Here is a 25,126-nt window from a genome sequence, read left to right on the forward strand (position 1 = left end):
GCGGCCCCCTGCGCCTCCTTGGCCGCGGCCTCCCGCCGGTCGCGGCGCTCCCGGCGCACCAGGACGGCCCAGCCGACCGGTACCGCCGCCGCGAACAGCCACCACTGGATCGCGTACGCCATGTGCGGGCCGATGGAGTCATGGTCCGGTTCGGGCACCGGCTCGGGGGTGTTGCCCGGCTGCTTGGGTGCGATCTGCTCGATGTAGCCGCCGAGCATGGGGCGGCCCACCCGCTCCGCCTGCTGCTTGCTGTTGATCAGCATGACCTGGCGGGGCGGCAGGCCCTTGGTGTCCTTGATGCCGCTGACCGCGGTGGTCTCGTCGGCCATCATCCGGCCGGTGACGGTGACGGTGCCCTTGGGGGCGGCCGGGACGTCGGGGAACTTGGTGAGGTCGTTGCCCGCCGAGATCCAGCCGCGGTTGACCAGGACGGCATCGCCGTTGCCGAGGACCAGCGGGGTCAGGACGTAGTAGCCGATGGTCTGTTCGTCGGCGGCGGTGCGCTGGCGGACGACGACCTCGTGCGCGGTGTCGTAGCTGCCGGTGGCGGTGACCCGGCGCCACATGTCGCCGTGCGGCAGGTCCCGGCCGACGGCGGCCAGGCCGGTGACCGGGACCGGCGTGGCGGCCAGGTTGTCGGCGATCTGGGTGTTCTGCGCCACCTTGTGCTGATGGCGATGGAACTGCCAGAAGCCCAGCTTGATCATGACCGGGATCAGGACAAGGCCCAAGAGGGTGAGGATCACCCACTGCCGGGACAACAGGAAGCGGTACACGGCTGCGACGGTACCTCGCGGACCTCGGGACACCGGGGCCGGGGGTCCCCCACCGCGGCGGGGCGAGGGGCCGCCGGGCCCCGGTCAGACCCGGTCGACGATGCCCACCCGCCCCGCCGAGCGGGCGCAGTGCGCACCGCAGTACCACTGCCCCTCGGCCTCCACGCCCTGCCCGATGATCTGCACCCGGCAGTGCTCGCAGATCGGCGCCATGCGGTGGATCGCGCAGGAGAAGCAGTCGAAGACGTGCACCGCGCCCTGCGCGTGCACCTCGAACGTCATGCCGTAGTCGTTTCCGCAGACCTCACAACGTGCCATGCGCCACAGCGTGCGGTGGGGGCCCGCACGGGGCGAGGTGCCGGCGGGTGTGTTGGCCGGGCTTCACCCGGACGCAGGCGCCTGGTCCGCAGGCTCGACGTCCTGGAGCAGCTGCATGAACGCCGCCTCGTCGATGACGGCCGTGCCGTACGCGGCGGCCTTGGCGGTCTTGGAGGTCTGCGCGTCCGGGTCGTTGGTCACCAGCAGGCTGGTCAGCCGGGACACGCTCGTCGCCACGTGCAGCCCGGCCTCGATGGCGCGGTCCTCCAGCAGTTCACGGTCCACGGACGTGTCGCCGGAGAACGCGACCCGCATGCCCTGGACGAGCCGGCCGCCCGGTTCGTAGCGCCCCGGGTTGGGATACGGGCAGGCCGGCCGCTTGCGGGACGGCCGCCAGGAGGTGGGGCGGTACGAGGACCCGGCGGCCCGCGGCCGGGGCGCGGGGGAGTCCGACCACTCCGTCAGCGGCTGGCAGGTCAGCAGCGGGAGCCGCAGATTCTGCCGGGCGGCCCGGCGCAGGCTGGGGCGGAACGCCTCGGCCAGCACCCGGGCGTCGTCCAGGGCGTGGTGGGCGCGCTCCTGCACGACGCCGTAATGGGCGGCGAGGGACTCCAGTTTGTGGTTGGGCAGCGGCAGGCCCAGTTCCTTGGACAGCGCGATGGTGCACAGTCGCTGGCGCACCGGGGCGGTCGCCGCGGCGCGGGCGTACTCCCGGGCGATCATCGACCAGTCGAACATGGCGTTGTGCGCGACCAGCACCCGGTCGGCGAGGCGGCGGGACAGCTCGGGGACGACGTCCGGGAACAGCGGCGCGCCGTCCAGCATGTCGCTCGTCAGACCGTGGATCCAGACCGGGCCGGGGTCGCGCTGCGGATTGACGAGGGTGTACCAGGAGTCCTGGAACGCGCCCTGTGCGTCGAGTTGGTACACGGCGGCGGAGATGATCCGGTCGTCGCGGGCCAGGCCGGTGGTCTCCACGTCGACCACCGCGTATCCCTGGGGATACCCGGACGGCCAGTCGGCCGGCGGCGTCTGCGGGCCCGGCTGCTGCACGATCTTCGGCGCGATCGGGGGAGCTGCTGCCATGCGGTCTTCGAGCATGGTCACTGAGGATACGGGCCGCCACTGACAGCCACCGAACCGCCGTCGGGCGCGCGCGGCCGGGGAACGCCGCTACGCCGGGCCGAGCAGGGACGCCACCAGCGCCTCCAGGGATACCCGGAAGAGGTGTTCGGCATCGGCCGGCGCGGCCAGCGCACGGGCCAGCGCCGGATCGTGCCCGGCGGCGGGGGAGTCCCACAGCTCGCCCTCGCTCGGGTGCTGCGCGGGCGACCGCTCGCGGTTGCGCTCGACCAGGACGAAGCCGACGACCTGGAACTGGACGGCGCGCACCGCCTCGGCGGCCCGCTCGCCGCGCAGCCCGGCGGCGTGCAGCTCATGGACCAGCGCCTGCTGCGCGGGCAGGAACATCCGCTCCGTCAGGCCGCGTTCGTGCACCATCGCGATCAGGTGGGGGCGCTCGCGCAGCGCGGTGTGCAGCGCGCGGGCGACCGAGACGACGCGCGCCCGGGGCGTGCTCCCGGTCGGCCGGATCTCGCCCATCTCCTGGATGGTGCGCTCGACCAGGGCGTCCAGCAGGGATTCGCGGTTGCCGACGTGCCAGTAGATGGAGGTGACGGCGGTGCCCAGTTCCGCGGCGAGCCGGCGCATCGTCAGGGCCCCGGGGCCGTGCGTCAGGATCAGCCGGGCGGCGGTGTCCAGGACTTCCTCACCGGTCAGCGCGGTACGTGTCATAGCCCCCCACTATCTCCCAACTCCGTCTGGCGCACGGCCCTTTACCCTTCATCGCGGACCGTGTAACCGTGTTACAGGCGCCTTGAACGACCCCCGCGAGTGCCGGACGACGAAGGGTGGTACGACATGGCACGCATACGCTACGGAGCGCGCACCGAGGCGGAGATCGCCGCGACGCGCGCCGCCGGAGCCAAGCTCCCCGACATCTGGCCCACCGGTGTGGTGGCCCTCTGGGAGGCCGACCCGGACGCGGTCGCGGCGGTGCTGCCGCCCCCGCTCGAACCCACGGCGCGCCCGCTGGTCCGGGCCACCATCAGCATCGTCGACCTGCCCGGCTATCCGCTGGGCGCCGGCTCGGTCGCCGTCGCGGCCGTCCACAACGGCACCGAGGGCTGGTATCCGCTGGTCATGCCGATGACCCATTCTTCTTCAAGTTCCTGCCGGCCGTGGACGGTTCGGGGTTCGACGCCGACCCCGTACTGGTGCACTGCCGGCGCCGCGAGAAGGTCCGCAGGCTGGAGCGGGTGACCGGCGACGTGGTCCTGCGCGAGTCGATGGACGACCCGGTCGCCGACCTGCCGGTGCGCACCCCCGTCGGGATCACCCTCGGCGAGAAGACCACCGAGCAGAGCGGCACGGTCGCCGAACGGGTCGACGGCCGGGCCCTGTTGCCGTACATCCACCAGCGCTACGACGACGCGATGCAGACCCTCGACGGGCCGCCGGAAGGCAGCGTCCGGTGAAGGGCGGCGCATCCCGACGCGGGCGCGGTCGACGCCCGACCGCGCCGACCCGTCGTATCCCGAAGGCTTCATTTTCGACTGCCTCGATTGATGCGCTGACGCGACCTGCGACCTACACGGTCGGCGCGCTGACGCGACCGACGAGTGAGGGAGCGGTATGGACGCCCCGACCCACGGCACCGATCCGCACCACCAGGTCCCGCACCACCAGGACCCGTACCTGGTCGTCTCCTCCGACTGCCACGCCGGACTGCCCACCGAGGAGTACTGCCCCTATCTGGACTCCCGCTTCCACCGCCCCTTCACGAGTTCCTGGCCGGCCGGGAGGCCCGGCGCGCGGCGATGACCCGGCTCGGCGTCCGCAACGAGACCTTCGCCGCCAAGTGGTTCGAGGACAACGAGGAGGGGCTGCGCGCCGGTTGGGACCCGGCGCAGCGGACGAAGGAGCTGGACGGCGACGGGGTCGCAGCCGAGGTCGTCTTCCCGGACGCCGACGCCGTGGACAGCTCGACCGCCGCCCCCTTCGGCGTCGGCCTCGGCCTCTCCGGCGACCAGGACCCGGAGCTCGGCATGGCCGGCGCCCGGGCCCACAACCGCTGGCTCGCGGAGTTCTGCGCCACCGACCCGGAACGGCACTCAACGCCCCGTACCACGACCGGCGTTACGACCCGGTTTGGGCCGCCGCGGCCGAGACCCGGATGCCGGTCCTCACCCACTCCGGCGCCGCCCCGCGCCAGGAATACGGCGACCACCTGGGCATCTTCGTCAGCGAGGTCACGTGGTGGCCGGCCCGCCCGCTGTGGTTCCTGCTCTGGTCGGGCGTCTTCGAACGCCACCCCGGCCTGCGCTTCGGCATCGCCGAGTCCGGCTGCTGGTGGCTGCCGAACCTGCTGTGGTTCATGGACCGGCTGTACCTGGGCGCGCACGGCGGCAAGAAGCTCTCCCCCTTCGCCGGACTGAAGCGCCCGCCGCACGAGTACCTGGACCGCTACGTCTTCGTCTGCGCCACCAACACCAAGCGCCGCGAACTGGCCCAGCGCTACGAGATCGGCGTCGGCAACATCCTCTGGGGCAGCGACTTCCCGCACCCCGAAGGCACCTGGCCGCGGACCCGGGAGTGGCTGGCCACGACTTCCCATACGTAGGAGTGACGTCATGACGGAAGCACCCCCCAACGGCGACCGCACCACGGCATCCCCCACCGGCCACAGCGACCCCCTGGCGGTGCCCGGCGCCCGCTACACCGAGCCCGGCCTTCGCCGAGGGGGCCTCGCTGCGGGTGTGGTGAGCGGCGGGCGCCGCCCGCGGGGGCTACCGGCGGTACCTCCCCGCCGGAAAGCTGACAGCGCGTCTCACATACTTCTCGGTAACAACCTCTAGCGGTAGCCCCGTCACCGCACTTATGGTGCGGGGCATGCCGCACCTGCCCGATGTCGTGTTGTGGTCCGTGCCCGCCTTCGTCCTGCTCACCGTCGTCGAGATGGTGAGCTACCGCCTGCATCCCGACGAGGAAGCAGAGGGGTATGCGGCGAAGGACGCCGCCACCAGCGTCGGCATGGGGCTGGGCAGCCTGGTCTTCGACGCGCTGTGGAAGATCCCGATCGTGGCGATCTACGCCGCGGTCTACGAGCTCACCCCGCTGCGGATACCCGTCGTGTGGTGGACGCTGCCCCTGATGCTGCTCGTCCAGGACTTCTTCTACTACTGGTCGCACCGCGGCCATCACGTCATCCGCATCCTGTGGGCCTGCCACGTGGTGCACCACTCCAGCGAGAAGTTCAACCTCACCACCGCGCTGCGGCAGCCCTGGACGACCTGGACCGTCTGGCCGTTCTACGTGCCGATGGTCGCGCTGGGCGTGCACCCGGCCGCGATCGCCTTCACCTCCGGCGCCAACCTCGTCTACCAGTTCTGGGTGCACACCGAGCGCATCGGCACCCTGCCCCGGCCCGTCGAGTTCGTGTTCAACACGCCCTCGCACCACCGCGTCCACCACGCCTCGCAAGGCGGCTACCTGGACCGCAACTTCGGCGGGATCCTGATCATCTGGGACCGGATGTTCGGCTCGTTCGTCCCCGAGACCGAGCGGCCGGTCTACGGCCTCACCAAGAACATCAACACCTTCAACCCGCTGCGGGTGGCCACCCACGAGTACGCCGCCATCGCCCGCGACATCCGGGCCGCGGGCAGCTGGAGCGAGCGCGCCGGACGGGTCTTCCGGGGGCCCGGCTGGCAGCCCGCCTCGGCCCTCGACACCCCCAAGGGCAGCGGGAGTTCGGAGGGTGGGCGGCGGCCCGGCGCGCGGGACGCCGCCGAGGGGCCGGCCGTGGGGGAGCCCACCGTCGGGGAGCCCGCGGCGTGAGGGCCCCCGCGCCCCGGCCGCGGGCCGCGCGGATCCTGCTCGCCGCCTTCGCCGTACTGGCCGCCGCCCACCTCCTCGCCCTCGCGGCGCACGCCGCCGCCACGCCCGGCAGCGGCACCGCCGCCCTCGCCGGCAACGCCGTCCAGCTCACCAAGCCCGTCCTGATGCCGCTGCTGGCCGCCCATGTCCTGCTCCGCGGCGGGCCGCCGCTGCTGGCCGGCGCGCTGCTGTTCGGCTGCGGCGGCGACACCTTCCTCCAGATCGGCGGCGGTACCGGCTTCCTGGTGGGGATGGGCTCGTTCGCCGCCGGGCACGTCTGCTACCTGCTGCTGTTCGCCCGGCACGGCAGTCGCCCGGCAGGACGCCCCTCCCTGCCGGTGGCGGCAGCGGCGGCATACGCGGTCGCCCTGGTCGCCACCGTGGCGCTGCTGTGGCCGGACCTGCCGGCCGCACTCCGCATCCCGGTCGCCGGATACAGCCTGCTGCTCACCGCGATGGCCTGCGGCGCGCTCCGCGCGGGCCCGCGGGCCGCGGCCGGCGGACTGCTCTTCCTGCTCTCCGACACCCTGATCGCGAGCGGTATCGCCCACTGGCCGCAGCTGCCCGCCCCGCAGTTCTGGATCATGGTCACCTATACGGCGGCCCAGTTCGCCCTGGCCGCCGGCGTGTTGGCGGCGGCGGCCGGACCGGACCGCCCGGACGCGGGCGAGCGCCCGTCCCCGGCGTACCGCGAGGCCGTCCAGGACGCGTGAGGCGCCCCCGCCGGGAGCGCCGTTTGCGTCTCCCCCCGTGGGAGACCCGAAAGTGGAGGGCATGTACGAGGACGGCACCGGCCTGCTCTCCATCGGCGCGCTGTCGCGCCTGACCGGCGTCTCGGTCAAGACCATCAGGAACTGGTCGGACCAGGACCTGCTGCCGCCCGCCGCCCGCACCCCCGCGGGCTACCGGCTGTACGGACCGGACGCCCCGGCCCGCCTGGAGATCGTGCGCAGCCTGCGCGAACTGGGCATCGGCACGGCGGCGATCCGCGCCGTCCTGCACCGCGAGAGGTCGCTCACCGACACCGCGGAGCGCTGGGCGGACGCCCTGGACGCGCAGATATGCACCCTGCGGTTGCAGCGCTCCGTCCTGCGTACGGTGGCCGCGCGGGGCACCGCAGCAGAGGAGCTGCCGCAGATGACCCGACTCGCCCGCCTGTCGGCCGAGGAACGCCGCCGGATCGTCGCCGACGTCGTCGAGGACGCCCTGGACGGGGTGGCCGCCCCCGCCTACCGCACCGGCCTGCTGACCGCCACCCCCGACCTGCCCGACGACCCCACGCCCGAACAGCTCGACGCCTGGGTGGAGTTGGCCGCCCTGGTCCGCGATCCGGAACTGGGGGCCGCGCTGCGCCGGCTGGCCGAGTTCAGCGCCCGTACCGCCCCCGCACAGGCGGCCGGTGCGGCGGACGCGCTGGATCCGGCCGCGGCGACCGGGGCCGCCGTCCGCGTCGCCGAGCTGATGCGCACCCGCGCCGAGGCCGCCGTCGCCGCCGGCATCGCCCCGGACTCCCCGGTCGCCGAGCCGGTCCTCGCCGAGCTGGTCGCCGCCTGGATCCCCACCCAGGCCGCCACCCCCGACCCGCCGGCCGAGGACGGCCCGGCCGCCCGCACCCGGCTGCTGGAGCAGCTGGAGACCGCAGCCGAACCCCTCGTCGAGCGCTACTGGCAGCTGCTCTGCACGGCCACCGGCCGCCCCACGCCGCCCAGTTGGGGCACCGCCGGCACCTGGACCGCAGCCGCGCTGCGCGCCCACCGCACCCCCGGGGAGCCGGACCGCTCCGCGTTCGAGCGCCTCGCGGACACCGACCCGGAACGGGTGCTCGCCGCGTACACGCGGGTGGTCCGCGATATCGGTGCCCTGGTCGCCGCCGTCCGGCCGGACGACCTCCGGCGGCCGACGCCGTGCGCGGGCTGGACCGTACGGCAACTGCTGGACCACATGGTGTGGGAGAGCCTGATGGCCGCCTCGATCGCCGAGGGGGCGCCGCGCGACGACCACACCGCCGACCACCTCGGCGACGACCACGTCGCGGCCTTCGAGGGGTCCGCGCGCACCGCCCTCGCCGTCTTCACCGGCAGCGGGATGCTGCACCGCACCTTCGGCCCGTACGAGGCGCCGGGCGGGCTGCTCGTCCAGCAGGTCACCGTCGAACTCCTCGCGCACGGCTGGGACTTGGCGCGGGCGATCGGCGCCCCGACCGATCTGGCTCCGGAGGCCGCCGCGGAGACCCTGGAGGCGGCCCGGCTGATCTACGGCGCGGCGCCGCGCACCGAGGGCAGCTCGTTCGCCCCGGAGCGCGCCGCCCCGCCCGGCGCCACCGGCGCGGACCGCCTGGCCGCGTACCTGGGGCGGTCCCCGGACTGACCGGCACGCCACGGGACGTGCGGGCAGGCCGGGAGGGCGCGCAGTGCGGGCCGGGAGGGCGCCACCGCCCCGCCCGGCCCGCACCGCGCCGGCGGCTACTTCACCGCGCGCAGCGCATCGACGATCCCGTAGCCGAAGTGGCTGTTGACGCGCGGGGTGCCGGTGCAGGTCGCGTCGGCGGCGGGGCAACCGGGGTTGTCCGCCTGCTCCTTGAGCAGCCACCGGATCTCCTGCGGGCTCGCCTTCGGGTGCGCGCTCTTGAGCAGCGCCGCGACGCCCGCGACATGCGGCGACGCCATGGACGTCCCGGCCAGGAACGCCCAGTCGCCGCCCGGCATCGTGGAGAGGATGTTGCCGTTCTTGGCGGGCAGCTCGGGCACCTGCTGCGTGTCGCCGCCCGGCGCGGCCACATCGATCTGCCCGAGGCCGTAGTTCGAGTAGCCGGACTTCAGGTTCCGCGCGCCGGTGGCCGCCACCGTCACCGTGCCGGGCAGCTGGGCGGGCACGTCCCGGCAGGTCTTCGGGTCGACGGTGCGGCCGACCGGGGTGGAGTCGTCCGGGCTGCTCGTGTCGGTGAGCCGGGTGGCCGCGAGGTCGGCGTTCGCGTTGCCGGCCGCGGCGACGTTGACCACGCCCTTGCCCTGCGCGTACTTCGCCGCGCGGCCGACCGCGTCGACGATGGCGGCCTGGTCGGCGTCGTCCTTGCAGTTGAACATCCAGGGGTCGACGTAATAGCTGTTGTTGGTCACCTGGACTCCGTGGTCGGCCGCGAAGACGAACGCGCACACCACGCTCTCGGCGTAGAACATGCTCGTGCCGGGCTCGCTGACCTTGATGGCGGAGACCTTCACACCGGGGGCGACGCCCGTCACCCCGATGCCGTTGCGGGCCGCGGCGATCGTGCCCGCGACATGGGTGCCGTGGTAGTCGGTGTCCGGGTTCCAGGGCCGCCACGCCCCCGGGGACGTATCGGGCACCCCGCCCACGCAACTGGCGGACTGCCGCGCCGAGAAGTTCGGTCGGAGGTCCGGGTGGGTGTCGTCCACCCCCGTGTCGATGACCGCGACGGTGACCTTGCGGCTGCCGGGGTTCACCTTCGCGGCCCGGTCGGCCTTGACGGCCCGGATGTCCCACTGGAGCGGTTCCAGGGGCTCCTCGCCCCGGGCCTTCGCCGCCCGGCCCGCCGCCGCGAGCTGGGCCCGGGTCACCCTCTGCGGCTTGCCGACGTCGGTGGTACCGGACGCTTTCAACGGCGCGGTACGGGTCGCGCCGGCCGACTGCACGCCCCCGACTGCCCTGATGGAGGCGGCGAACCGGGGATTGGCCGAGTGGACGACGATCACGCCTATCCGCTCGTGCGCGGTGATCACCTTCCCGCCGGCCCGGGCTATCGCCCGCTCGACCCGGCCGACCGCGGCGTGGCCAGGGGCGGTGTTCACGACGTACGAGAGCAGCGGGCCGCTGCCCGTGTCCGCGGCTGCCGCGGCGGCGTCCCGGGGCGCGGCGCCGGCCGCGTTCGGGAGGAAGCCGAGGGATGCCGTCAGGGCGAGCCCGAGGGGTAAGACCAGGGCCCGTATGCGTCTGGATCGGGGATGTGCCATGGGTACTCCACCTCATCCGTGAGACCGCCCGTACGCGGAGCTGTGCACGGGCGGATGCATGAGACGTGAAGCTATCGGCGACCACCGGCGACCGGCAATGGAACGCGGAGAAAACCCATCAGGACAGGCGAATTGACGCCCCATCAGGCGCGCCCGGAGGGAAGGTCATCCGGAGCGGCGCAGAGTGCCCAGGCTCAGCGGCGGCAGGGCGATCCGCCGGCCGTACCAGCGCCGGGCACCCACTCCCGGACGCGGCAGCGACGGCGCGAGGGCGATCGGCGCGGGCAGCCGGACGCTGCCGTACAGGCGCCGGCGGGGACCGGGTGGCGGCGGGTCCAGGGGAGGCGGCGGAGTCATGCCCGGCTCAACGAAGCGTCCCCCGTGCGGTGGCGGCCGGTGCGCCCATTCCCCCGATTTCTTCGGGAATTCAACCATCCATCCTCTGTCGCTCCGTAGTCACCCCCTCTACGATGCGTGATCTACGTCACTTATGCGGGCCTTATTGCTGCCGTGGCACCAGCTCGCCGAGCGTCAGGAGACTTCGTGATCACCACCCCGTCCGCCAACCCCGGACAGCACGACCCGCCGGACTACCTCAAGGTGCAGTCGAGCCCCGAGTTCGCCGAACTCCGGCGCGCGCACCGCTCGTTCGCCTTCCCGCTCACCCTCGCCTTCGTCCTCTGGTACCTGGTCTACGTACTGCTGTCGAGCTACGCGGGCGACTTCATGGCCACCAAGGTCCTGGGCCACCTCAACATCGCCTTCGTCCTCGGCATCGCCCAGTTCGCCACCACCTTCCTGATCGCCTGGTGGTACTCCCGGCGCGCCGCCGCCCACCTCGACCCTCGGGCCGAGGCCATCAAGTCCGGCCTCGAAGACACCGCGCCCCACCCGGAAGCCGATGTGCAGGAGGCCGGCGCATGACCCTCGCCCAGCAGCTCCCGCTCGCCGCCGGCGGCGCGGGCGAGCACCGCACGCTGATCGTCACCCTCTTCGCGGTCTTCGTCGCCGCCACCCTGGGCATCACCGTCTGGGCCGGCCGGCAGACCAAGGGGGCGGAGGACTTCTACGCCGGCGGCCGGCAGTTCAGCGGATTCCAGAACGGCCTGGCCATCTCCGGCGACTACATGTCCGCGGCGTCCTTCCTCGGTATCGCCGGCGCCATCGCCCTCTTCGGCTACGACGGCTTCCTCTACTCCATCGGCTTCCTCGTCGCCTGGCTCGTCGCGCTCCTCCTCGTCGCCGAACCGCTGCGCAACTCCGGCCGGTTCACCATGGGCGACGTCCTCGCCTACCGGATGCGCCAGCGCCCGGTCCGGACCGCCGCAGGCACCTCCACCATCGTCGTCTCGATCTTCTACCTGCTCGCCCAGATGGCGGGCGCCGGCGCCCTGGTGACCCTGCTCCTGGGCATCACCAGCGAGGCCGGCAAGATCCTGGTCGTCGTCATCGTCGGCATCGTGATGATCCTCTACGTCACCATCGGCGGTATGAAGGGCACCACCTGGGTCCAGATGGTCAAGGCCGTCCTGCTGATCGCCGGCACCCTGCTCATCACCTTCCTGGTGGCGCTGAGGTTCCACTTCAACCTCTCCGCCCTGCTCGGCGCCGCCGCCGAGAACAGCGGCAAGGGCTCCGCCTTCCTGGAACCCGGCCTCAAGTACGGCGCCACCGCCACCTCGAAGATCGACTTCATCTCCCTGGGCATCGCGCTCGTCCTGGGCACCGCGGGCCTGCCGCACATCCTCATCCGCTTCTACACGGTCCCCACCGCCAAGGCCGCCCGTAAGTCGGTGAACTGGGCGATCGGCATCATCGGCGTCTTCTACCTGATGACCATCGCCCTCGGCTTCGGCGCCGCCGCCCTCATCAAGCCCGCCACCATCACCGCCTCCAACAAGGCGGGCAACACCGCGGCCCCGCTGCTCGCCCAGGAGATCGGCGGCGGCGCGGGCTCCACCGGCGGCGCGATCCTGCTCGCCGTGATCTCCGCCGTCGCCTTCGCGACCATCCTCGCGGTGGTCGCCGGCCTCACCCTCGCCTCGTCCTCCTCCTTCGCCCACGACCTCTACGTCAACGTCCTCCGCAAAGGGCAGGCCACCGAGAAGGAAGAGGTCGCCGCGGCCCGTTGGGCGACCGTCGGCATCGGTGCCGTCGCCATCGTCCTCGGCGTCTTCGCCCGCAGCCTGAACGTCGCCGGCCTGGTGGCGCTCGCCTTCGCGGTCGCTGCCTCCGCCAACCTCCCGACTCTCCTCTACAGCCTCTTCTGGAAGCGCTTCACCACCCAGGGCGCCCTCTGGTCCATCTACGGCGGCCTGCTCTCGTCCGTCCTCCTCGTCCTCTTCTCACCCGTCGTCTCCGGCAAGGAGGCGTCCATGTTCCCCACCGCCGACTTCGCGTTCTTCCCCCTGGAGAACCCCGGCCTGATCTCCATCCCGCTGGGCTTCGCCCTCGGCTGGCTGGGCTCCCTCCTCTCCAGGGAAGAGCCGGACGCCGCCAAGTACGCCGAACTGGAGGTCCGCTCGCTGACCGGCACCGGAGCCCACTGAGCCATCCCTACAGCCCCCGGGCGGGGTGGCGTCGTAGAGATCTACGACGCCACCCCGCCCACCTCGTGCTTCTCACGCCTCCTCACTGTCGGACCCATCGCGTAGTCTCGAAGACGTACTGATCCACATGCCGTTCCACACTCTCGGGGAGGGGGCCCAGTGCTCATCGACACGTACGGCCGCGTGGCCACCGACCTGCGGGTTTCCCTCACCGACCGGTGCAATCTGCGGTGTACGTACTGCATGCCCGAAGAGGGCCTGCAATGGCTCGCCAAGCCCGATCTGCTCACCGACGACGAGATCGTCCGCCTCATCGGCATCGCGGTGCGCGACCTCGGCGTCGACGAGGTCCGCTTCACCGGCGGCGAGCCGCTGCTCCGCCCCGGCCTGGTCGGCATCGTCGAGCGGGTCGCCGCGCTCGCCCCCCGGCCCCGGATGTCGCTGACCACCAACGGCATAGGTCTTCAGCGCACCGCCACCGCCCTGCGCGACGCCGGCCTGGACCGTGTCAACGTCTCCCTGGACACCCTCCGGCCCGACGTCTTCCAGGCCATGACCCGCCGCAAGCGCCACGCCGACGTGCTGGGCGGCCTGGAGGCGGCCCGCGCTGCCGGCCTCACCCCGGTCAAGGTCAACGCCGTCCTGATGCCCGGCCTCAACGACGACGAGGCCCCCGACCTCCTGGCCTGGGCTGTTGCGAACGACTACGAGCTCCGCTTCATCGAGCAGATGCCCTTGGACGCCCAGCACGGCTGGAAGCGCGACGGCATGATCACTGCTGGTGACATCCTCGACTCGCTGCGTACCCGCTTCACCCTCACCCCCGAGAGTCAGGACGAGCGCGGCTCCGCCCCCGCCGAGCGCTGGATCGTCGACGGCGGCCCGCACCGCGTCGGCGTCATCGCCTCGGTGACCCGCCCGTTCTGCCGCGCCTGCGACCGCACCCGGCTGACCGCCGACGGCCAGGTCCGCACCTGCCTCTTCGCCACCGAGGAGACGGACCTGCGCGCGGCCCTGCGCTCCGGTGCCCCCGACGCGGAGATCGCCCGCATCTGGAAGCTGGCGATGTGGGGCAAGAAGGCCGGCTCCGGCCTCGACGACCCCACCTTCCTCCAGCCCGAGCGCCCCATGTCAGCCATCGGCGGCTGACCGCTCCCACTCCTCAAGCGCCACCACGTCCTTCAAGAACCCGCGCACGGCCAGGAACTGCGACAGATGCTCCCGGTGCTCGTCACAGGCCAGCCAGGTCTTGCGCCGGTCCGGCGTGTGCAGCTTCGGGTTGTTCCAGGCCAGCACCCACACCGCGTCGGCGCGGCAGCCCTTGGCGGAGCAGATGGTGACATTCTCGGAAGCGTTCGGGGAGTTCACGCCCTCAACCCTACGTCCCGCACCCGCACTCATGATCCTTCGGACATGACGACGCCGGGCAGCCACGGGGGGAGCCGCCCGGCGTCGGTCCGTCGCTCCGACGGGGGATGCGGAGCGCGTACGCAGTATGTCACGGGGGATGGCATGCGGTGCACCGGAACCACATGATTGATCTGAGCTTTTCTTGAGCTTTGCAGACGCGGCGGGTCTCAGCCGCGCTCTCCACGGGGTTCCGAGGGCTCGGGCGCCGGGCGTTCCGCAACCGATTCCGCCGGCGCCGACGGCAGCATCCGCCGGGTCGGCTTCACGAACGTCGACGGCAGCGAAGGGGCGTTCTCCCGCCCGGCGTTGGCGATCACGACCGCGATGTACGGCAGCCCTATGCCGAGCACGAGCGTCGCGATGGCAACGGGCCGCTCGACGTTCCACAGCACGGCGGTGAGCACGACGGCCACGGTCCGTACGGCCATCGAGATCACATACCGCCGCTGCCGCCCCCGCACGTCCTCGGACAGCCCCTGGCGAGCCCCCGTGATCCGGAAGGCTTCGACGTTGCTGTGCTTCCGCATCATGTTCCACCACCTGCTCGGTCGCGCCGGATTCTCCCCACTTTCCGGTCAGTTCCCACGGTACGCCGCCGCTTCCCGCCCTACGAGACCGGGTCGCGTTGTTGGCGTACAGGGGTGTCCCGCGGATGTCGTAGCGCTTCGTCCCCCGCGTCGCCGGCTTCCGTGCCGTGGGGGCGGGCGTGGCCTCGGGTTCCGCCCGGTGGGCGGGGGCCGGAGGGCTGCACCGGAGTACTCCCCCAGCCTTCGGCCGGGAGGCGCCCCCCACGGCGCGGGCGCATCTGGTCAGTCAGATGACGAATGCCCCGGCGTCCGCTCCAGGTCCTGCGTGCGCACTCCGGTACATCCCTCCGGCCCTGCGCCGTCACCGACCGGCGGACGGTGGCTCCGACCGACGCCGGTACTTGTTCTTGGGCTGCGACACGGATGCGGCTGCCCGTCGGCGGTCCGACGGGCGCGGCCGTACGCGGATGGTGAACCCGGGCCGCACTCGACCCCGGGCGGTACTCGGCTTCCTCCGCTTGCGACCACGTCGCGATGAACCGACGTGCAGGGGTACGGCGGGTCAGTCGCGTGCCGGGCAGGGGCGGAGGGGATGTACCGGAGTGCGCCCGCAGGATCTGGAGCGAACGCCGGGGCATTCCTCATCTGACTGAGCAGATGCGCCCGCACCGAGGACGTACTCCGGTGCAGCCCCTCCGCCCCCCACCCACCGGCAGAAGGCGAAGCGGCGCTCCGCCCCCGACCGGCGAAAGCCCTAGCGGCCGGCGATTTGGGCCAGCTTGCGGCCGGCCTTCAGGTACGCAGTGCCCTCCGTACCGGACAGCTTCTCCGTCAGGACCTCGGAGAGCGGTCGCACCGAGTCCGCCTCGGCGAGGACCACCGTCGACTGGCCGTCCTCGCCCTCGACCACCAGCCGCAGCGCGTTCTGCTTCGCCAGCCGGCGCGCCGCCGAAGCGCTCGGCGTGAACTTCAGCACGGTCGTCAGCACCGCGGCCACCGTCGACGCGCCGTGCTCGGCGACGTCCACGAGTGGCAGCGACTCCACATCCGCGAACGACTTCTTGGAGAACTGCGCCACGAACCCGGCCCGCGCCGCCATCGCCGCGTCCAGCCCGTACAGCGCCGTCACGACCTCGCCGGCGAGGATCTTCTTGAGGTCCATCGGGTGCAGCGACCGATCCGCGACGCGGTTCAGGACGAGTGCGATCTCCGCGTCGGTCCACTCCGTCCACGCCTTGAGGTACGGCTCCATCAGCCGGTCCGGCACCGACATGATCTTGCCGAAGACGTCGTCGGCGGGCGCGCTCAGCCCGACGTAATTCCCCTTGGACTTGGACATCTTGGCGCCGGTGCCGTCCGTGCCCTCGATCAGCGGCATGGTCACCACCAGCTGCGGTCGCTGCCCGCGCAGCTCCATCAGCTTGCGGCCCATCTGGAGGTTGAGCAGCTGGTCGGAGCCGCCCAGCTCCACATCGCACTCCAGCGCCACCGAGTCGAGGCCCTGCGCGATGGGGTAGAGCAGCTCGGTCATGGTCAGACCGGAGCCGGCCGCGAGGCGGTTGCGGAAGTCCTCTCGCTGGAGCAGCTGCGAGGCCGGTACCTGCGCGAGCAGCGCCAGCAGCTCAGGGAAGGTGTACGGCGCCAGCCACTCGCTGTTCTGCCGGAAGCTGACCTTCTCGAAGTCGAAGAAGGGGCGCACCTGTTCGCGGTACGTGGCGAGGTTGTGCGCGATGTCCGCGTCGGTCAGCGGCGGCCGTTCGGCCGTACGGCCCGACGGGTCGCCGATCTTCGCGGTGAAGTCGCCGATGATCAGCGTGACGTCATGGCCGAGACGCTGGAAGCGGCTCAGGATGATCAGCGGGACCGCGTGCCCCAGGTGCACATCGGTCGCCGTCGGGTCGATGCCCAGCTTGATGTGCAGGCCCCTGCCGGCCGTCCGGCGCTCCTCGATGCGCTCGGCCAGCTTCTCCACGCCCGGCAGCACCTCGACCGTGCGGGCCGCGATCAGCTCGGCCTGCTCCTTGGCGGGCAGGTCCGTCAGGTCGAGATAGCGCCGCGCGCCGGTCTCCTTGAGCAGCTCCTTGACGGTGTCGTCGGAGGAGAGGTCGGTGGAGAGCAGCGTGGTGGCGCGGGCGACGGATTCGCCGAGGCGTGTCATGGCGTCCCTGATCGATCGTGGTTCCCCGAGGGGAGGACAGGCCGACAGTCTATTAGGCCGGTCCCGGCCTATGGGCCGTACACCCGCCCCCTGCGCGGGCCGGCCGGACGCCGGGTACCGCCGCCCCGGCGGACGGGACGGCGGCCCGCCTCACACCCCGCAGCTCACACCCCCCGGCTGACCGAGCTCATGTTGAAGTCCGGCACCCGCAGCGCCGGCATCGCCGCCCGCGGGAAGTAGTCGCTCCATTCCCGCGACAGCGTCCGCTCGGTGCGTCCCGCCTCCACCGCCCGGGACAGCAGATCGACCGGCGACTCGTTGAACCGGAAGTTGTTGACCTCGCCGACGACCTCGCCGTTCTCGACGAGGTAGACGCCGTCCCGGGTCAGCCCAGTCAGCAGCAGCGTGGCCGGGTCGACCTCGCGGATGTACCAGAGGCAGGTCAGCAGCAGCGCCGGTCCTTCGTGGCCCGCGGCGGCCACCATCTCGTCGAGCGAGCGCGAACCGCCGCCCTCCAGAAGGAGGTTGTCGATGGCCGGTGCCACCGGGAGCCCGGTGAGCGCGGCGCTGTGCCGGGTGGTCGGCAGGCGGTCGAGGACCCCGTCGCGCATCCAGTCGGTGGCGGCCAGCGGCAGCCCGTTGTCGAAGACCGAGGCATCGTCGCCGGAGGCGTGCGCCAGGACGAACGGCGCGCACTCCAGCCCGGCGGCCCGCGGGTCGCTGCGCAGCGTCAGCGGCAGCGGGGAGAGCCGCTCGCCGACCCGGGTGCGCGAGGCGCCTTCCCCCTCGCCCGCCTTGGAGAAGACCGTACGGCCCTCCGCGGCGTCCCGGGCCCCGGACGACCACAGCTGGTAGATCAGCAGGTCGGCGACGGCGGTCGGCGGCAGCAGCGTCTCGTAGCGGCCGGCGGGCAGTTCGATCCGCCGCTCGGCCCAGCCCAGCCGCCGGGCCAGCTCGGCGTCCAGCTCGCGGGGGTCGACGTCGGTGAAGTCGCGGGTGGCCCGGCCGGTCCAGGCGGAGCGGCTGCGGTCCGGCGACTTGGCGTTCAGCTCCAGCACCCCGGTGGGCTGGTCGTGCCGCAGCCGCAGGCCGGCGGAGGTGCCCAGATACGAGGACACGACCCCGTGCTGGGCGAAGCCGTACAGCTCGCGGCCGCCGGCGCCGGCCTGCCGGAAGGACTCCCCGAGGGCAGGCGCGAAGGCCGCGAAGACGTCCGAGGAGGTCTCGGCGGGCGCGTCGGCGAAGTCGTCGGACACCTTGTCGCCGGCGACCAGCGGCTGTGCGTCCTCGGCGGGCCCGGCGTCCCGGGCCGCCGCCTCCGCGGCCCGTACCAGCGGCTCCAGGTCGTCCGCGGTCACCGCCGACCGCGAGACCACTCCGGCCGCGGTGCCCTGGGCGCCGTCCACGGTCGCCACGACGGTCAGCGTCCGGCCGCGGGTGACGCCGTTGGTGGTGAGGGCATTGCCCGCCCAGCGCAGATTGGCGCTGGAGTGCTCGTCGGCGATGACCACGCAGCCGTCGGCGCGGGACAGCTCCAGCGCCCGCTCGACGATCTCGTGCGGCCGGTTGCTGCGGATGCTGCGCGGACTCATCGCCCTGCCTCCTGCGTCGTGTTGAGACGGTGCCTGCGCGGGGGGCGACCCCCGGACCCCCGGCCGCTCCGGCGGTGGCGGCTGCTCATCGCCCTGCCTCCTGCGTCGTGTTGAGGATGTTGACGCCCTCGAAGACCGCCGAGGGGCAGCCGTGCGAGACCGCCGCGACCTGGCCCGGCTGCGCCTTGCCGCAGTTGAACGCACCGCCCAGGACGTAGGTCTGCGGGCCGCCGAGCGCGGTCATCGACCCCCAGAAGTCGGTGGTGGTGGCCTGGTAGGCGACGTCGCGCAGCTGGCCGGCCAGCCGGCCGTTCTCGATCCGGAAGAAACGCTGGCCGGTGAACTGGAAGTTGTAGCGCTGCATGTCGATGGACCACGAGCGGTCGCCGACCACATAGATCCCGCGCTCCACGCCCGCGATCAGGTCCTCCGTGGCGGGCCCGTCCGGCGCCGGCCGGAGCGAGACGTTCGCCATCCGCTGGACCGGGACATGGCCGGGGGAGTCCGCGTACGCACAGCCGTTGGAACGCGGAAAGCCCGTCAACCTGGCGATTCTGCGGTCGAGTTGGTAGCCGACCAGGGTGCCGCCCCGGACCAGGTCCCAGGACTGGGCGGCCACGCCCTCGTCGTCGTAGCCGATCGTGGCGAGCCCGTGCTCGGCCGTCCGGTCGCCGGTCACGTGCATGATCGGCGAGCCGTAGGCAAGCTTGCCCAACTGGTCGAAGGTGGCGAACGAGGTCCCCGCGTACGCCGCCTCGTAGCCCAGCGCCCGGTCCAGTTCGGTGGCGTGGCCGATCGACTCGTGGATCGTCAGCCAGAGGTTGGACGGGTCCACGACCAGGTCGTACCTGCCGGGTTCGACGCCGGGCGCGCGCATCTTCTCGGCGAGGTGCTCGGGGATGCGGGCCAGTTCGCCGTCCCAGTCGTAGCTGCCGTCGGTCAGGTACTCCCAGCCGCGCCCGACGGGCGGGGCGAGGGTGCGCATCGACTCGAAGTCACCACTGGCCGGGTCCACCGCGACCGCGGTCAGCTGCGGATGCAGCCGGACCCGCTGCTGGGTGGTGCTGGTGCCCGCGGTGTCCGCGTAGAACTTGTTCTCCTGGACGGCCAGCAGGAACGCGTCGGCGTGCGCCACCCCCGGCGCCGCCAGCAGCCGCGCGCTCCACTCCGCCAGCAGCCCGGACTTCTCCGCGTCCGGCACCGCGAACGGGTCGATCCCGTACGCGGAGACCCAGGTGCGGTCGGGGTACGCGGGCTCATCGGCCAGTTCGACCCGCTCGTCGGACCCCGCGGCCTCGATCACCTTGGCCGACAGCCTGGCCATCGCCACGGCCTGGCCGGCCACCCGCGCCGCGGCGTCCATTGTCAGGTCCACACCGGACGCGAACCCCCAGGCGCCGCCGTGCACCACGCGGACCGCGTACCCGAGGTCGGTGGTGTCCGAGGTGCCCGACGTCCGGGCGTCCCGCAGCCGCCAGGAGGCGCTGCGCACCCGTTCCAGGCGGAAGTCGGCGTGCTCGGCGCCCAGCGCGCGGGCCCGCGCCAGCGCGGCGTCGGCCAGGGCGCGCAGCGGCAGCGCGAGAAAGGTCTCGTCGAGGTCGTGGGGTGCAGCAGGCACGGTGTCCTCCCGTAGTCGGCGGATGCATCATGCCCCGGATCTGTGGAGACCCGACAGTGACCGGGGCGCGCCCCTGTTCGGGCTCGATTCCCCGTATCGGCCCCGTGACCGCTAGTTTCGTACCGAACGCAAGACGACAGGACACGGAAAGGGTGATCTCTTGAGCCGCTCGGTTCTGGTCACCGGAGGCAACCGCGGCATCGGCCTGGCCATTGCCCGTGCCTTCGCCGAGGCAGGCGACAAGGTCGCCGTCACCTACCGCTCGGGCGAGCCGCCCGCCGGTTTTTTGGCCGTGAAGTGCGACATCACGGACCCCGAGCAGGTCGAGCAGGCGTACAAGGAGATCGAGGAGAAGCAGGGCGCGGTCGAGGTGCTGGTGGCGAACGCCGGCGTCACCCGCGACCAACTGCTCATGCGAATGTCCGAGGAGGACTTCACCTCGGTCCTGGAGACCAACCTCACCGGCACGTTCCGGGTGGTCAAGCGCGCCAACCGCGCGATGCTGCGGGCCCGCAAGGGGCGGATCGTCCTGATCTCGTCGGTGGTCGGCCTGATGGGCGCCCCGGGCCAGGCGAACTACGCCGCCTCGAAGGCCGGTCTGGTCGGCTTCGCCCGCTCGCTCGCGCGTGAGCTGGGCAGCCGCAACATCACCGTCAACGTCGTCGCGCCCGGTTTCGTCGACACGGACATGACCCGGGTGCTCAGCGACGAGCAGCGGGAGAGCATCGTGAAGCAGGTGCCGCTGGCGCGTTACGCGCAGCCCGAGGAAGTCGCCGCCTCGGTCCGTTTCCTGGCCTCCGACGAGGCCGCGTACATCACTGGAGCCGTCATTCCCGTCGACGGCGGATTGGGCATGGGGCACTGAGCACGATGACGAACACGAGCGGAATTCTCGCCGGCAAGCGCATCCTGATCACGGGCGTGCTGATGGAGTCCTCGATCGCCTTCCACGCGGCCAAGGTCGCGCAGGAGCAGGGCGCCGAGGTCATCCTGACCGCGTTCCCGCGGCCGACGCTCACCGAGCGCATCGCCAAGAAGCTGCCCAAGCCGGCCAAGGTCGTCGAGCTGGACGTGACCAACCAGGAACACCTGGACCGGCTGGAGGGCGTGGTCCGCGAGGAGCTGGGCGGCCTGGACGGCATCGTCCACTCCATCGGCTTCGCCCCGCAGGACGCCCTGGGCGGCAACTTCCTCAACACGCCCTACGAGTCGGTCGCCACGGCCATGCACGTCTCGGCGTTCTCCCTGAAGTCGCTGACGATGGCCTGCCTCCCGCTGATGCCGGACGAGGGCGGCTCGGTGGTCGGCCTGACCTTCGACGCCCAGTTCGCCTGGCCGCAGTACGACTGGATGGGCCCGGCCAAGGCCGCCCTGGAGGCCACCAACCGCTACATGGCGCGTGACCTCGGCAAGCGGAACATCCGCTGCAACCTCATCTCGGCGGGCCCGATCGGCTCGATGGCCGCGAAGTCCATCCCGGGCTTCTCGGACCTGGCCAACGTGTGGAACACCCGCTCCCCGCTGGAGTGGGACATGGCCGACCCGGAGCCCGCGGGCCGCGGCATCGTCGCCCTGCTGTCGGACTTCTTCCCGAAGACCACCGGCGAGATCATCCACGTCGACGGCGGCGTGCACATGATGGGCGCCTGACGCCCGTCGCGCTTCCGTACTGCCCGTCCCGGTCCTGCCGGGGCGGGCAGTACGCGTTTCGGGGCCCGGAGCCTGTGGATCAGTCGCGCTCCACGAGGGTGCCCCGGCACCCGAAGGAATGGGTGCTCGCCTCGGAGGCGGCCAGGTCGCCGTCGCCCGCGCGGATCGCCGCCACCAGGCGGGCATGGTCCATGTGCGCCTCGGGCCGCAGCACCTCGCCGACGTCGGCCCGCAGGAACTCGCGCAGCACGCCCCCGAGGTCGGCGTAGATCTCGGCCAGTACGTCGTTGTGCGAGGCCGCCACCACCGCCATGTGCAGCGTCGCGTCCGCCTCGACGAACGCCTCGGCGGCACCGGACCGCCAGGCGCGCTCGCGCCGTTCCAGCAGCGCGTCGAGCTGCCGCAGGTCCCCTTCCGTGCGGCGGTCGGCGGCCAGCCGGGCGGCTGCCGCCTCCAGGGCGCTGCGCAGCTCGGCGACGTGCACGGGGTCGGCCTCGGCGAATCGCCGGTTCATCACCCCGGCGAGCTCGCTGGTCGCGACCACGTAGGTGCCGGAGCCCTGCCGGATGTCGAGCAGCCCGTTGTGCGCCAGCGCCCGGACGGCCTCGCGGACGGTGTTGCGGGCCACTCCGAGTTGCTCGACGAGTTCCGGCTCGGTCGGGATGCGGGACCCCACAGGCCAGTCGCCGGATGTGATCTGGGCGCGCAGCTGCGCGATCACCTGGTCGGCCAGCGCGGACCGGCGGGGCGAGGTCAGGGGCATGGCTGGGCTCCGGGGGGCTGGGGCCGGTGGGCCGGAAGGACGGCGGCGGCGCGGGCGGGGTGCCGGGGTCCGGGCCGTCGTGGGGGCCTGCTGAGGCTACCGATAAAGGCTGGACAGGTATTCATCCCATGATTCTATGATGGCCCCTATGGCACACGATGACCTCGCGATCCGCGGCCCGGCCGCCGCCCCTCCGACGACCTTCCCGACTCAGTCCGCCGACGGCGCCGGTCCGTCGCGGCCCGCCGCCGCAGAGGCCGTGCCGGAGCACGCAGGGGAGGCCGGGCCGGCCGGCCGCTGGCTGCCGCGGATCGTGATCGCCGGTCTCGTCCTGGCCGCGCTCAACCTCCGCCCCGCCATCACCAGCCTCGGCGCGCTCATGAAGGAGGTCCGCGACGGGCTCGGCATGAGCGGCACCGTCGCCGGGCTGCTGACCTCCGTACCGGCCCTGTGCTTCGCGGTCTTCGGCATCGCCGCACCCCGGCTGGCCAGGCGCTGGGGCCCCGGCGCGATCGTGTGCGCCGGTATGGCGGCGATCGCCGTGGGCGTCGCGGTGCGGCCGTACGCCGGCGGCACCGCCGGTTTCCTCGTCGGCAGCGCCCTGGCGCTGGCCGGTATCGCGGTCGGCAATGTCCTGCTGCCGGTGGTCATCAAGACCTGGTTCCCCCGGCGGGTCGGCCCGATGACCGGGCTGTACTCGATGGCGCTGGCCCTGGGCACCTCGCTCGCCGCGGCGCTCACCGTTCCCATGACCGGTGCGCTGGGCGGCAGTTGGCGTACCGGCCTGACCGTCTGGGCGCTGCTCGCCGCGCTCGCCGTGCTGCCCTGGCTCGCCGTCGTACGGCAGCGCCGGACCGCCCCGGAGGCGCCGCGGAGCGGTGCGCAGGCGCCCGGGGAGACCCCGATACGGATCACCTCGTCGCCGACCGCCTGGGCGCTGGCCGCCTTCTTCGGCCTCCAGGCGACGGCCGCGTACATCACGATGGGGTGGATGCCGCAGATCTTCCGCGATGCCGGGGTCTCGGCGAGCACCGCGGGCGTGCTCCTCGCCGTCACCATGGCGGTGGGCGTCCCGCTCTCCTTCGTGCTGCCGCCGCTGGCGTCCCGGATGCGGCACCAGGGGCCGCTCGTGGCGCTCCTCGGGATCTGCGGGATGGCCGGCTACACCGGGCTGTGGCTGGCCCCGGCGGCCGGTTCCTGGGTCTGGGCGCTGCTGATGGGCATCGCCAACTGCTCGTTCCCGCTCGCCCTGACGATGATCGGGATGCGCTCGTCCAGCCCCGCCGGGGTCGTCAAGCTCTCCGCCTTCGCGCAGAGCGTCGGCTATCTGATCTCCATCCCCGGGCCGCTGCTGGTCGGCACGCTCTACCAGCACAGCGGCGGCTGGGGGCTGCCGATCGCGCTGATGGACGGGCTGATGGTGCCGCAGATCGCGGTGGGCGTGCTGGCCGGCCGGGACCGCCGCATCGAGGACGAGCGGTGAGTGCCCAGGGGTGAGCCCTGGCCGTACGGGCGCGGACGACGGGTGCGACACTGGGCGCATGCCAGTGCTCGAACCGAATCCGCAGGGCAGCCAGAAGAAGCTGCTCCTGGTCCTGGGCCTCATGCTCGGGGTGACCGTCGTCGTCGGGATCATCGCGAGTTTCGCGGCGCCCTGAGCCGGCGGCGGCCCGTCCCGCAGACACCGCGATATGCAGACGCCGGAATACGGGGCGGTGGGTGGGAAGAACCCGCGGTGGGTGGGAAGAACCCGCGGTGGGTGGGAAGAACCCGCGGTGGGTGGGAAGAACCCGCGGCGGGGTGGGGATAACCCCCCATCCCCTAGGGGGCCGGTCTCAGGGTTGAGTGGGTGGCTTCCCGGATAGGAACGGCCGCCGGAGATCCGTAGTTTCGAAGTACACCGCACACCGCGGTGGGCGCACCGCGGTCCGCGGTCGCGCCGTCCTTCGAAGCGCTATGGAGACCGCCATGTCCGCCGCGTTCCACCGCCCGTCCGCAGCGAAGGCCGCCAGCCTGCGGAAGGCGCTGCCGTGGTGGGCGCTGGCGCTGCCGGTGGTCTCCTTCATAGCCCTGCTGGTGCTGGTGGCGAATCCCGGCGAGGCGAGCGCGGCCGGTGCAGGGAGTGTGCCGCAGGGCCTGGCGCCGCTGCTGGAGTTCCTCGCCCGCGTGGTCGGGATCGGCGGGTGACGACGGTCCGCGCACGGGGGCATCTCCCGCCTGTATACGGCGGGTCACCCGGCAGGGGGGAGCGCGTCAACACCCCGAGCCGGGCGCGGGGATCCATGCGAAGCTGGGACACATGAGCGTCGATACACCCCGCCGGATTGTCCTGCTCCGACACGCCAAGGCCGAATGGTCGGATGCGAGCGACCATGAGCGTCCGCTCGCCGATCGTGGCCGCAAGGATGCCCCGGTCGCCGGCCGCTGGTTGGCCGGGGCGGGGGTCACCCCCGACCTGACCCTGTGCTCGACCGCCGCCCGCACGCGCGAGACCTGGAAGCTCGCCGTCCACGAGCTCCCGCAGCGCCCCAAGACCGTCTACGAGGAGCGGCTCTACGAAGCCTCCCTCGGCGAGCTGATCGCGCTGCTGAACGAGACCTCGGAGGACGTCAGCGATCTGCTGGTGGTCGGGCACAACCCGGGGATGCACGCCCTCGCCGACGCCCTGGCCGGCGAGGCCGACGGCGATCTGCTGGCGCGGATGCACCGCAGCGGCTTCCCGACGGCAGCGATGGCGGTGCTCAGCTTCACCGGCTCGTGGAAGGCGGTCGAGCACGGGGTGGGGCGCCTGGTCGCGTACTGGACGCCGCAGGACTGAGGCCGCCGGCCGCTGCCGACGGGACGGCGAGCGGCCCGGGC

General features: G+C 72.4%; 24 protein-coding genes and 2 pseudogenes. 14 read left to right on the plus strand and 12 right to left on the minus strand.

Features of this window, described 5'->3' with window-relative positions:
- The 4 genes from IEZ17_RS33080 to IEZ17_RS33095 form a co-directional block, all read right to left on the minus strand.
- Positions 1-776 (minus strand): SURF1 family cytochrome oxidase biogenesis protein (locus IEZ17_RS33080; RefSeq protein ID WP_189306679.1); only part of this gene is annotated, 776 nt, incomplete at its 3' end.
- 84 nt (positions 777-860) lie between these two features.
- Positions 861-1,094, minus strand: a complete 234-nt coding sequence (locus IEZ17_RS33085) for a metallothionein (protein ID WP_159504504.1) — start codon at positions 1,092-1,094, stop codon at positions 861-863.
- A gap of 63 nt (positions 1,095-1,157) precedes the next feature.
- Positions 1,158-2,180, minus strand: a complete 1,023-nt coding sequence (locus tag IEZ17_RS33090; RefSeq protein WP_189306681.1) for a DEDDh family exonuclease — start codon at positions 2,178-2,180, stop codon at positions 1,158-1,160.
- An 87-nt stretch (positions 2,181-2,267) separates the two neighbouring features.
- Positions 2,268-2,888, minus strand: coding sequence for a TetR/AcrR family transcriptional regulator (locus tag IEZ17_RS33095; RefSeq protein WP_189306683.1), 621 nt, complete (start codon positions 2,886-2,888; stop codon positions 2,268-2,270).
- A gap of 126 nt (positions 2,889-3,014) precedes the next feature.
- Between IEZ17_RS33095 and IEZ17_RS33100 the strand changes: the two are divergent.
- From IEZ17_RS33100 to IEZ17_RS33120, 5 genes and pseudogenes are all read left to right on the plus strand, one after another.
- Positions 3,015-3,631: pseudogene (locus IEZ17_RS33100) on the plus strand (acetoacetate decarboxylase family protein).
- 157 nt (positions 3,632-3,788) lie between these two features.
- Positions 3,789-4,770 (plus strand): annotated as a pseudogene (locus IEZ17_RS33105) (amidohydrolase family protein); the annotation flags it as partial.
- 275 nt (positions 4,771-5,045) lie between these two features.
- A complete protein-coding gene (locus tag IEZ17_RS33110) occupies positions 5,046-5,993 on the plus strand; it encodes a sterol desaturase family protein (protein ID WP_189306685.1) in 948 nt (315 codons plus the stop codon).
- Positions 5,990-6,745: a lysoplasmalogenase gene (locus tag IEZ17_RS33115; protein WP_189306687.1), complete on the plus strand. Its 756-nt coding sequence runs from the start codon at positions 5,990-5,992 to the stop codon at positions 6,743-6,745. The genes IEZ17_RS33110 and IEZ17_RS33115 overlap by 4 nt, the downstream gene beginning before the upstream one ends.
- 37 nt (positions 6,746-6,782) lie before the next feature.
- Positions 6,783-8,399 carry a TIGR03086 family metal-binding protein gene (locus tag IEZ17_RS33120; RefSeq protein WP_229852869.1) on the plus strand — a complete coding sequence of 539 codons (1,617 nt, stop codon included), beginning with the start codon at positions 6,783-6,785 and terminating at the stop codon, positions 8,397-8,399.
- A 95-nt stretch (positions 8,400-8,494) separates the two neighbouring features.
- Here IEZ17_RS33120 and IEZ17_RS33125 read toward each other — a convergent pair whose 3' ends face one another.
- Positions 8,495-10,000 (minus strand): S8 family serine peptidase, encoded by a 1,506-nt coding sequence (locus IEZ17_RS33125; protein ID WP_189306689.1) that lies wholly within the window; start codon positions 9,998-10,000, stop codon positions 8,495-8,497.
- Positions 10,001-10,165: 165 nt separating this feature from the next.
- Complete coding sequence (locus IEZ17_RS33130; protein WP_189306691.1) at positions 10,166-10,357, minus strand: hypothetical protein; 192 nt, start codon at positions 10,355-10,357, stop codon at positions 10,166-10,168.
- Between the two features lie 186 nt (positions 10,358-10,543).
- On the opposite strand from IEZ17_RS33130, the gene IEZ17_RS33135 reads away from it, so the two are divergent.
- The 3 genes from IEZ17_RS33135 to moaA all read left to right on the plus strand — a co-directional run bounded on the left by IEZ17_RS33135 (position 10,544) and on the right by moaA (position 13,698).
- Positions 10,544-10,924 (plus strand): DUF485 domain-containing protein, encoded by a 381-nt coding sequence (locus tag IEZ17_RS33135; protein ID WP_189306693.1) that lies wholly within the window; start codon positions 10,544-10,546, stop codon positions 10,922-10,924.
- On the plus strand, positions 10,921-12,549 hold the full coding sequence (locus IEZ17_RS33140) for a monocarboxylic acid transporter (protein ID WP_189306695.1): 1,629 nt from the start codon (positions 10,921-10,923) through the stop codon (positions 12,547-12,549). Before IEZ17_RS33135 ends, IEZ17_RS33140 begins: the two co-directional genes overlap by 4 nt.
- 159 nt (positions 12,550-12,708) lie before the next feature.
- Positions 12,709-13,698, plus strand: coding sequence for a GTP 3',8-cyclase MoaA (gene moaA, locus IEZ17_RS33145; protein ID WP_189306697.1), 990 nt, complete (start codon positions 12,709-12,711; stop codon positions 13,696-13,698).
- Here the strand turns inward: moaA and IEZ17_RS33150 are convergent.
- The 5 genes from IEZ17_RS33150 to IEZ17_RS33170 all read right to left on the minus strand — a co-directional run bounded on the left by IEZ17_RS33150 (position 13,681) and on the right by IEZ17_RS33170 (position 19,854).
- A complete protein-coding gene (locus tag IEZ17_RS33150; RefSeq protein ID WP_189306699.1) occupies positions 13,681-13,917 on the minus strand; it encodes a hypothetical protein in 237 nt (78 codons plus the stop codon). The genes moaA and IEZ17_RS33150 overlap by 18 nt on opposite strands.
- Positions 13,918-14,126: 209 nt before the next feature.
- Complete coding sequence (locus tag IEZ17_RS33155) at positions 14,127-14,486, minus strand: DUF3099 domain-containing protein (protein ID WP_189306730.1); 360 nt, start codon at positions 14,484-14,486, stop codon at positions 14,127-14,129.
- A 754-nt stretch (positions 14,487-15,240) separates the two neighbouring features.
- Positions 15,241-16,644 carry a tyrosine--tRNA ligase gene (gene tyrS / locus IEZ17_RS33160; RefSeq protein ID WP_189306701.1) on the minus strand — a complete coding sequence of 468 codons (1,404 nt, stop codon included), beginning with the start codon at positions 16,642-16,644 and terminating at the stop codon, positions 15,241-15,243.
- A 164-nt stretch (positions 16,645-16,808) separates the two neighbouring features.
- Complete coding sequence (locus tag IEZ17_RS33165; RefSeq protein ID WP_189306703.1) at positions 16,809-18,236, minus strand: metallopeptidase TldD-related protein; 1,428 nt, start codon at positions 18,234-18,236, stop codon at positions 16,809-16,811.
- Between the two features lie 85 nt (positions 18,237-18,321).
- Positions 18,322-19,854, minus strand: a complete 1,533-nt coding sequence (locus IEZ17_RS33170; protein WP_189306705.1) for a TldD/PmbA family protein — start codon at positions 19,852-19,854, stop codon at positions 18,322-18,324.
- 160 nt (positions 19,855-20,014) lie between these two features.
- Here IEZ17_RS33170 and fabG point away from each other — a divergent pair, with 160 nt between their 5' ends.
- Positions 20,015-20,719, plus strand: a complete 705-nt coding sequence (gene fabG / locus IEZ17_RS33175; protein WP_189306707.1) for a 3-oxoacyl-[acyl-carrier-protein] reductase — start codon at positions 20,015-20,017, stop codon at positions 20,717-20,719.
- 5 nt (positions 20,720-20,724) lie between these two features.
- On the plus strand, positions 20,725-21,504 hold the full coding sequence (fabI, locus tag IEZ17_RS33180) for an enoyl-ACP reductase FabI (RefSeq protein ID WP_189306709.1): 780 nt from the start codon (positions 20,725-20,727) through the stop codon (positions 21,502-21,504).
- Between the two features lie 79 nt (positions 21,505-21,583).
- On the opposite strand, the gene IEZ17_RS33185 is transcribed toward fabI, so the two are convergent.
- Positions 21,584-22,267, minus strand: coding sequence for a FadR/GntR family transcriptional regulator (locus tag IEZ17_RS33185; protein WP_189306711.1), 684 nt, complete (start codon positions 22,265-22,267; stop codon positions 21,584-21,586).
- Positions 22,268-22,415: 148 nt separating this feature from the next.
- On the opposite strand from IEZ17_RS33185, the gene IEZ17_RS33190 reads away from it, so the two are divergent.
- From IEZ17_RS33190 to IEZ17_RS33200, 4 genes are all read left to right on the plus strand, one after another.
- A complete protein-coding gene (locus tag IEZ17_RS33190; RefSeq protein WP_189306713.1) occupies positions 22,416-23,750 on the plus strand; it encodes a CynX/NimT family MFS transporter in 1,335 nt (444 codons plus the stop codon).
- 58 nt (positions 23,751-23,808) lie between these two features.
- A complete protein-coding gene (locus IEZ17_RS43980) occupies positions 23,809-23,925 on the plus strand; it encodes an SGM_5486 family transporter-associated protein (RefSeq protein ID WP_268249874.1) in 117 nt (38 codons plus the stop codon).
- A gap of 310 nt (positions 23,926-24,235) precedes the next feature.
- A complete protein-coding gene (locus tag IEZ17_RS33195; protein WP_189306715.1) occupies positions 24,236-24,454 on the plus strand; it encodes a hypothetical protein in 219 nt (72 codons plus the stop codon).
- A gap of 112 nt (positions 24,455-24,566) precedes the next feature.
- Positions 24,567-25,085, plus strand: coding sequence for a SixA phosphatase family protein (locus IEZ17_RS33200; protein ID WP_189306717.1), 519 nt, complete (start codon positions 24,567-24,569; stop codon positions 25,083-25,085).
- Positions 25,086-25,126 lie beyond the last annotated feature (41 nt).

The sequence above is a fragment of the Streptomyces albospinus genome (assembly GCF_014648695.1).
Lineage (GTDB): Bacteria > Actinomycetota > Actinomycetes > Streptomycetales > Streptomycetaceae > Streptomyces > Streptomyces albospinus.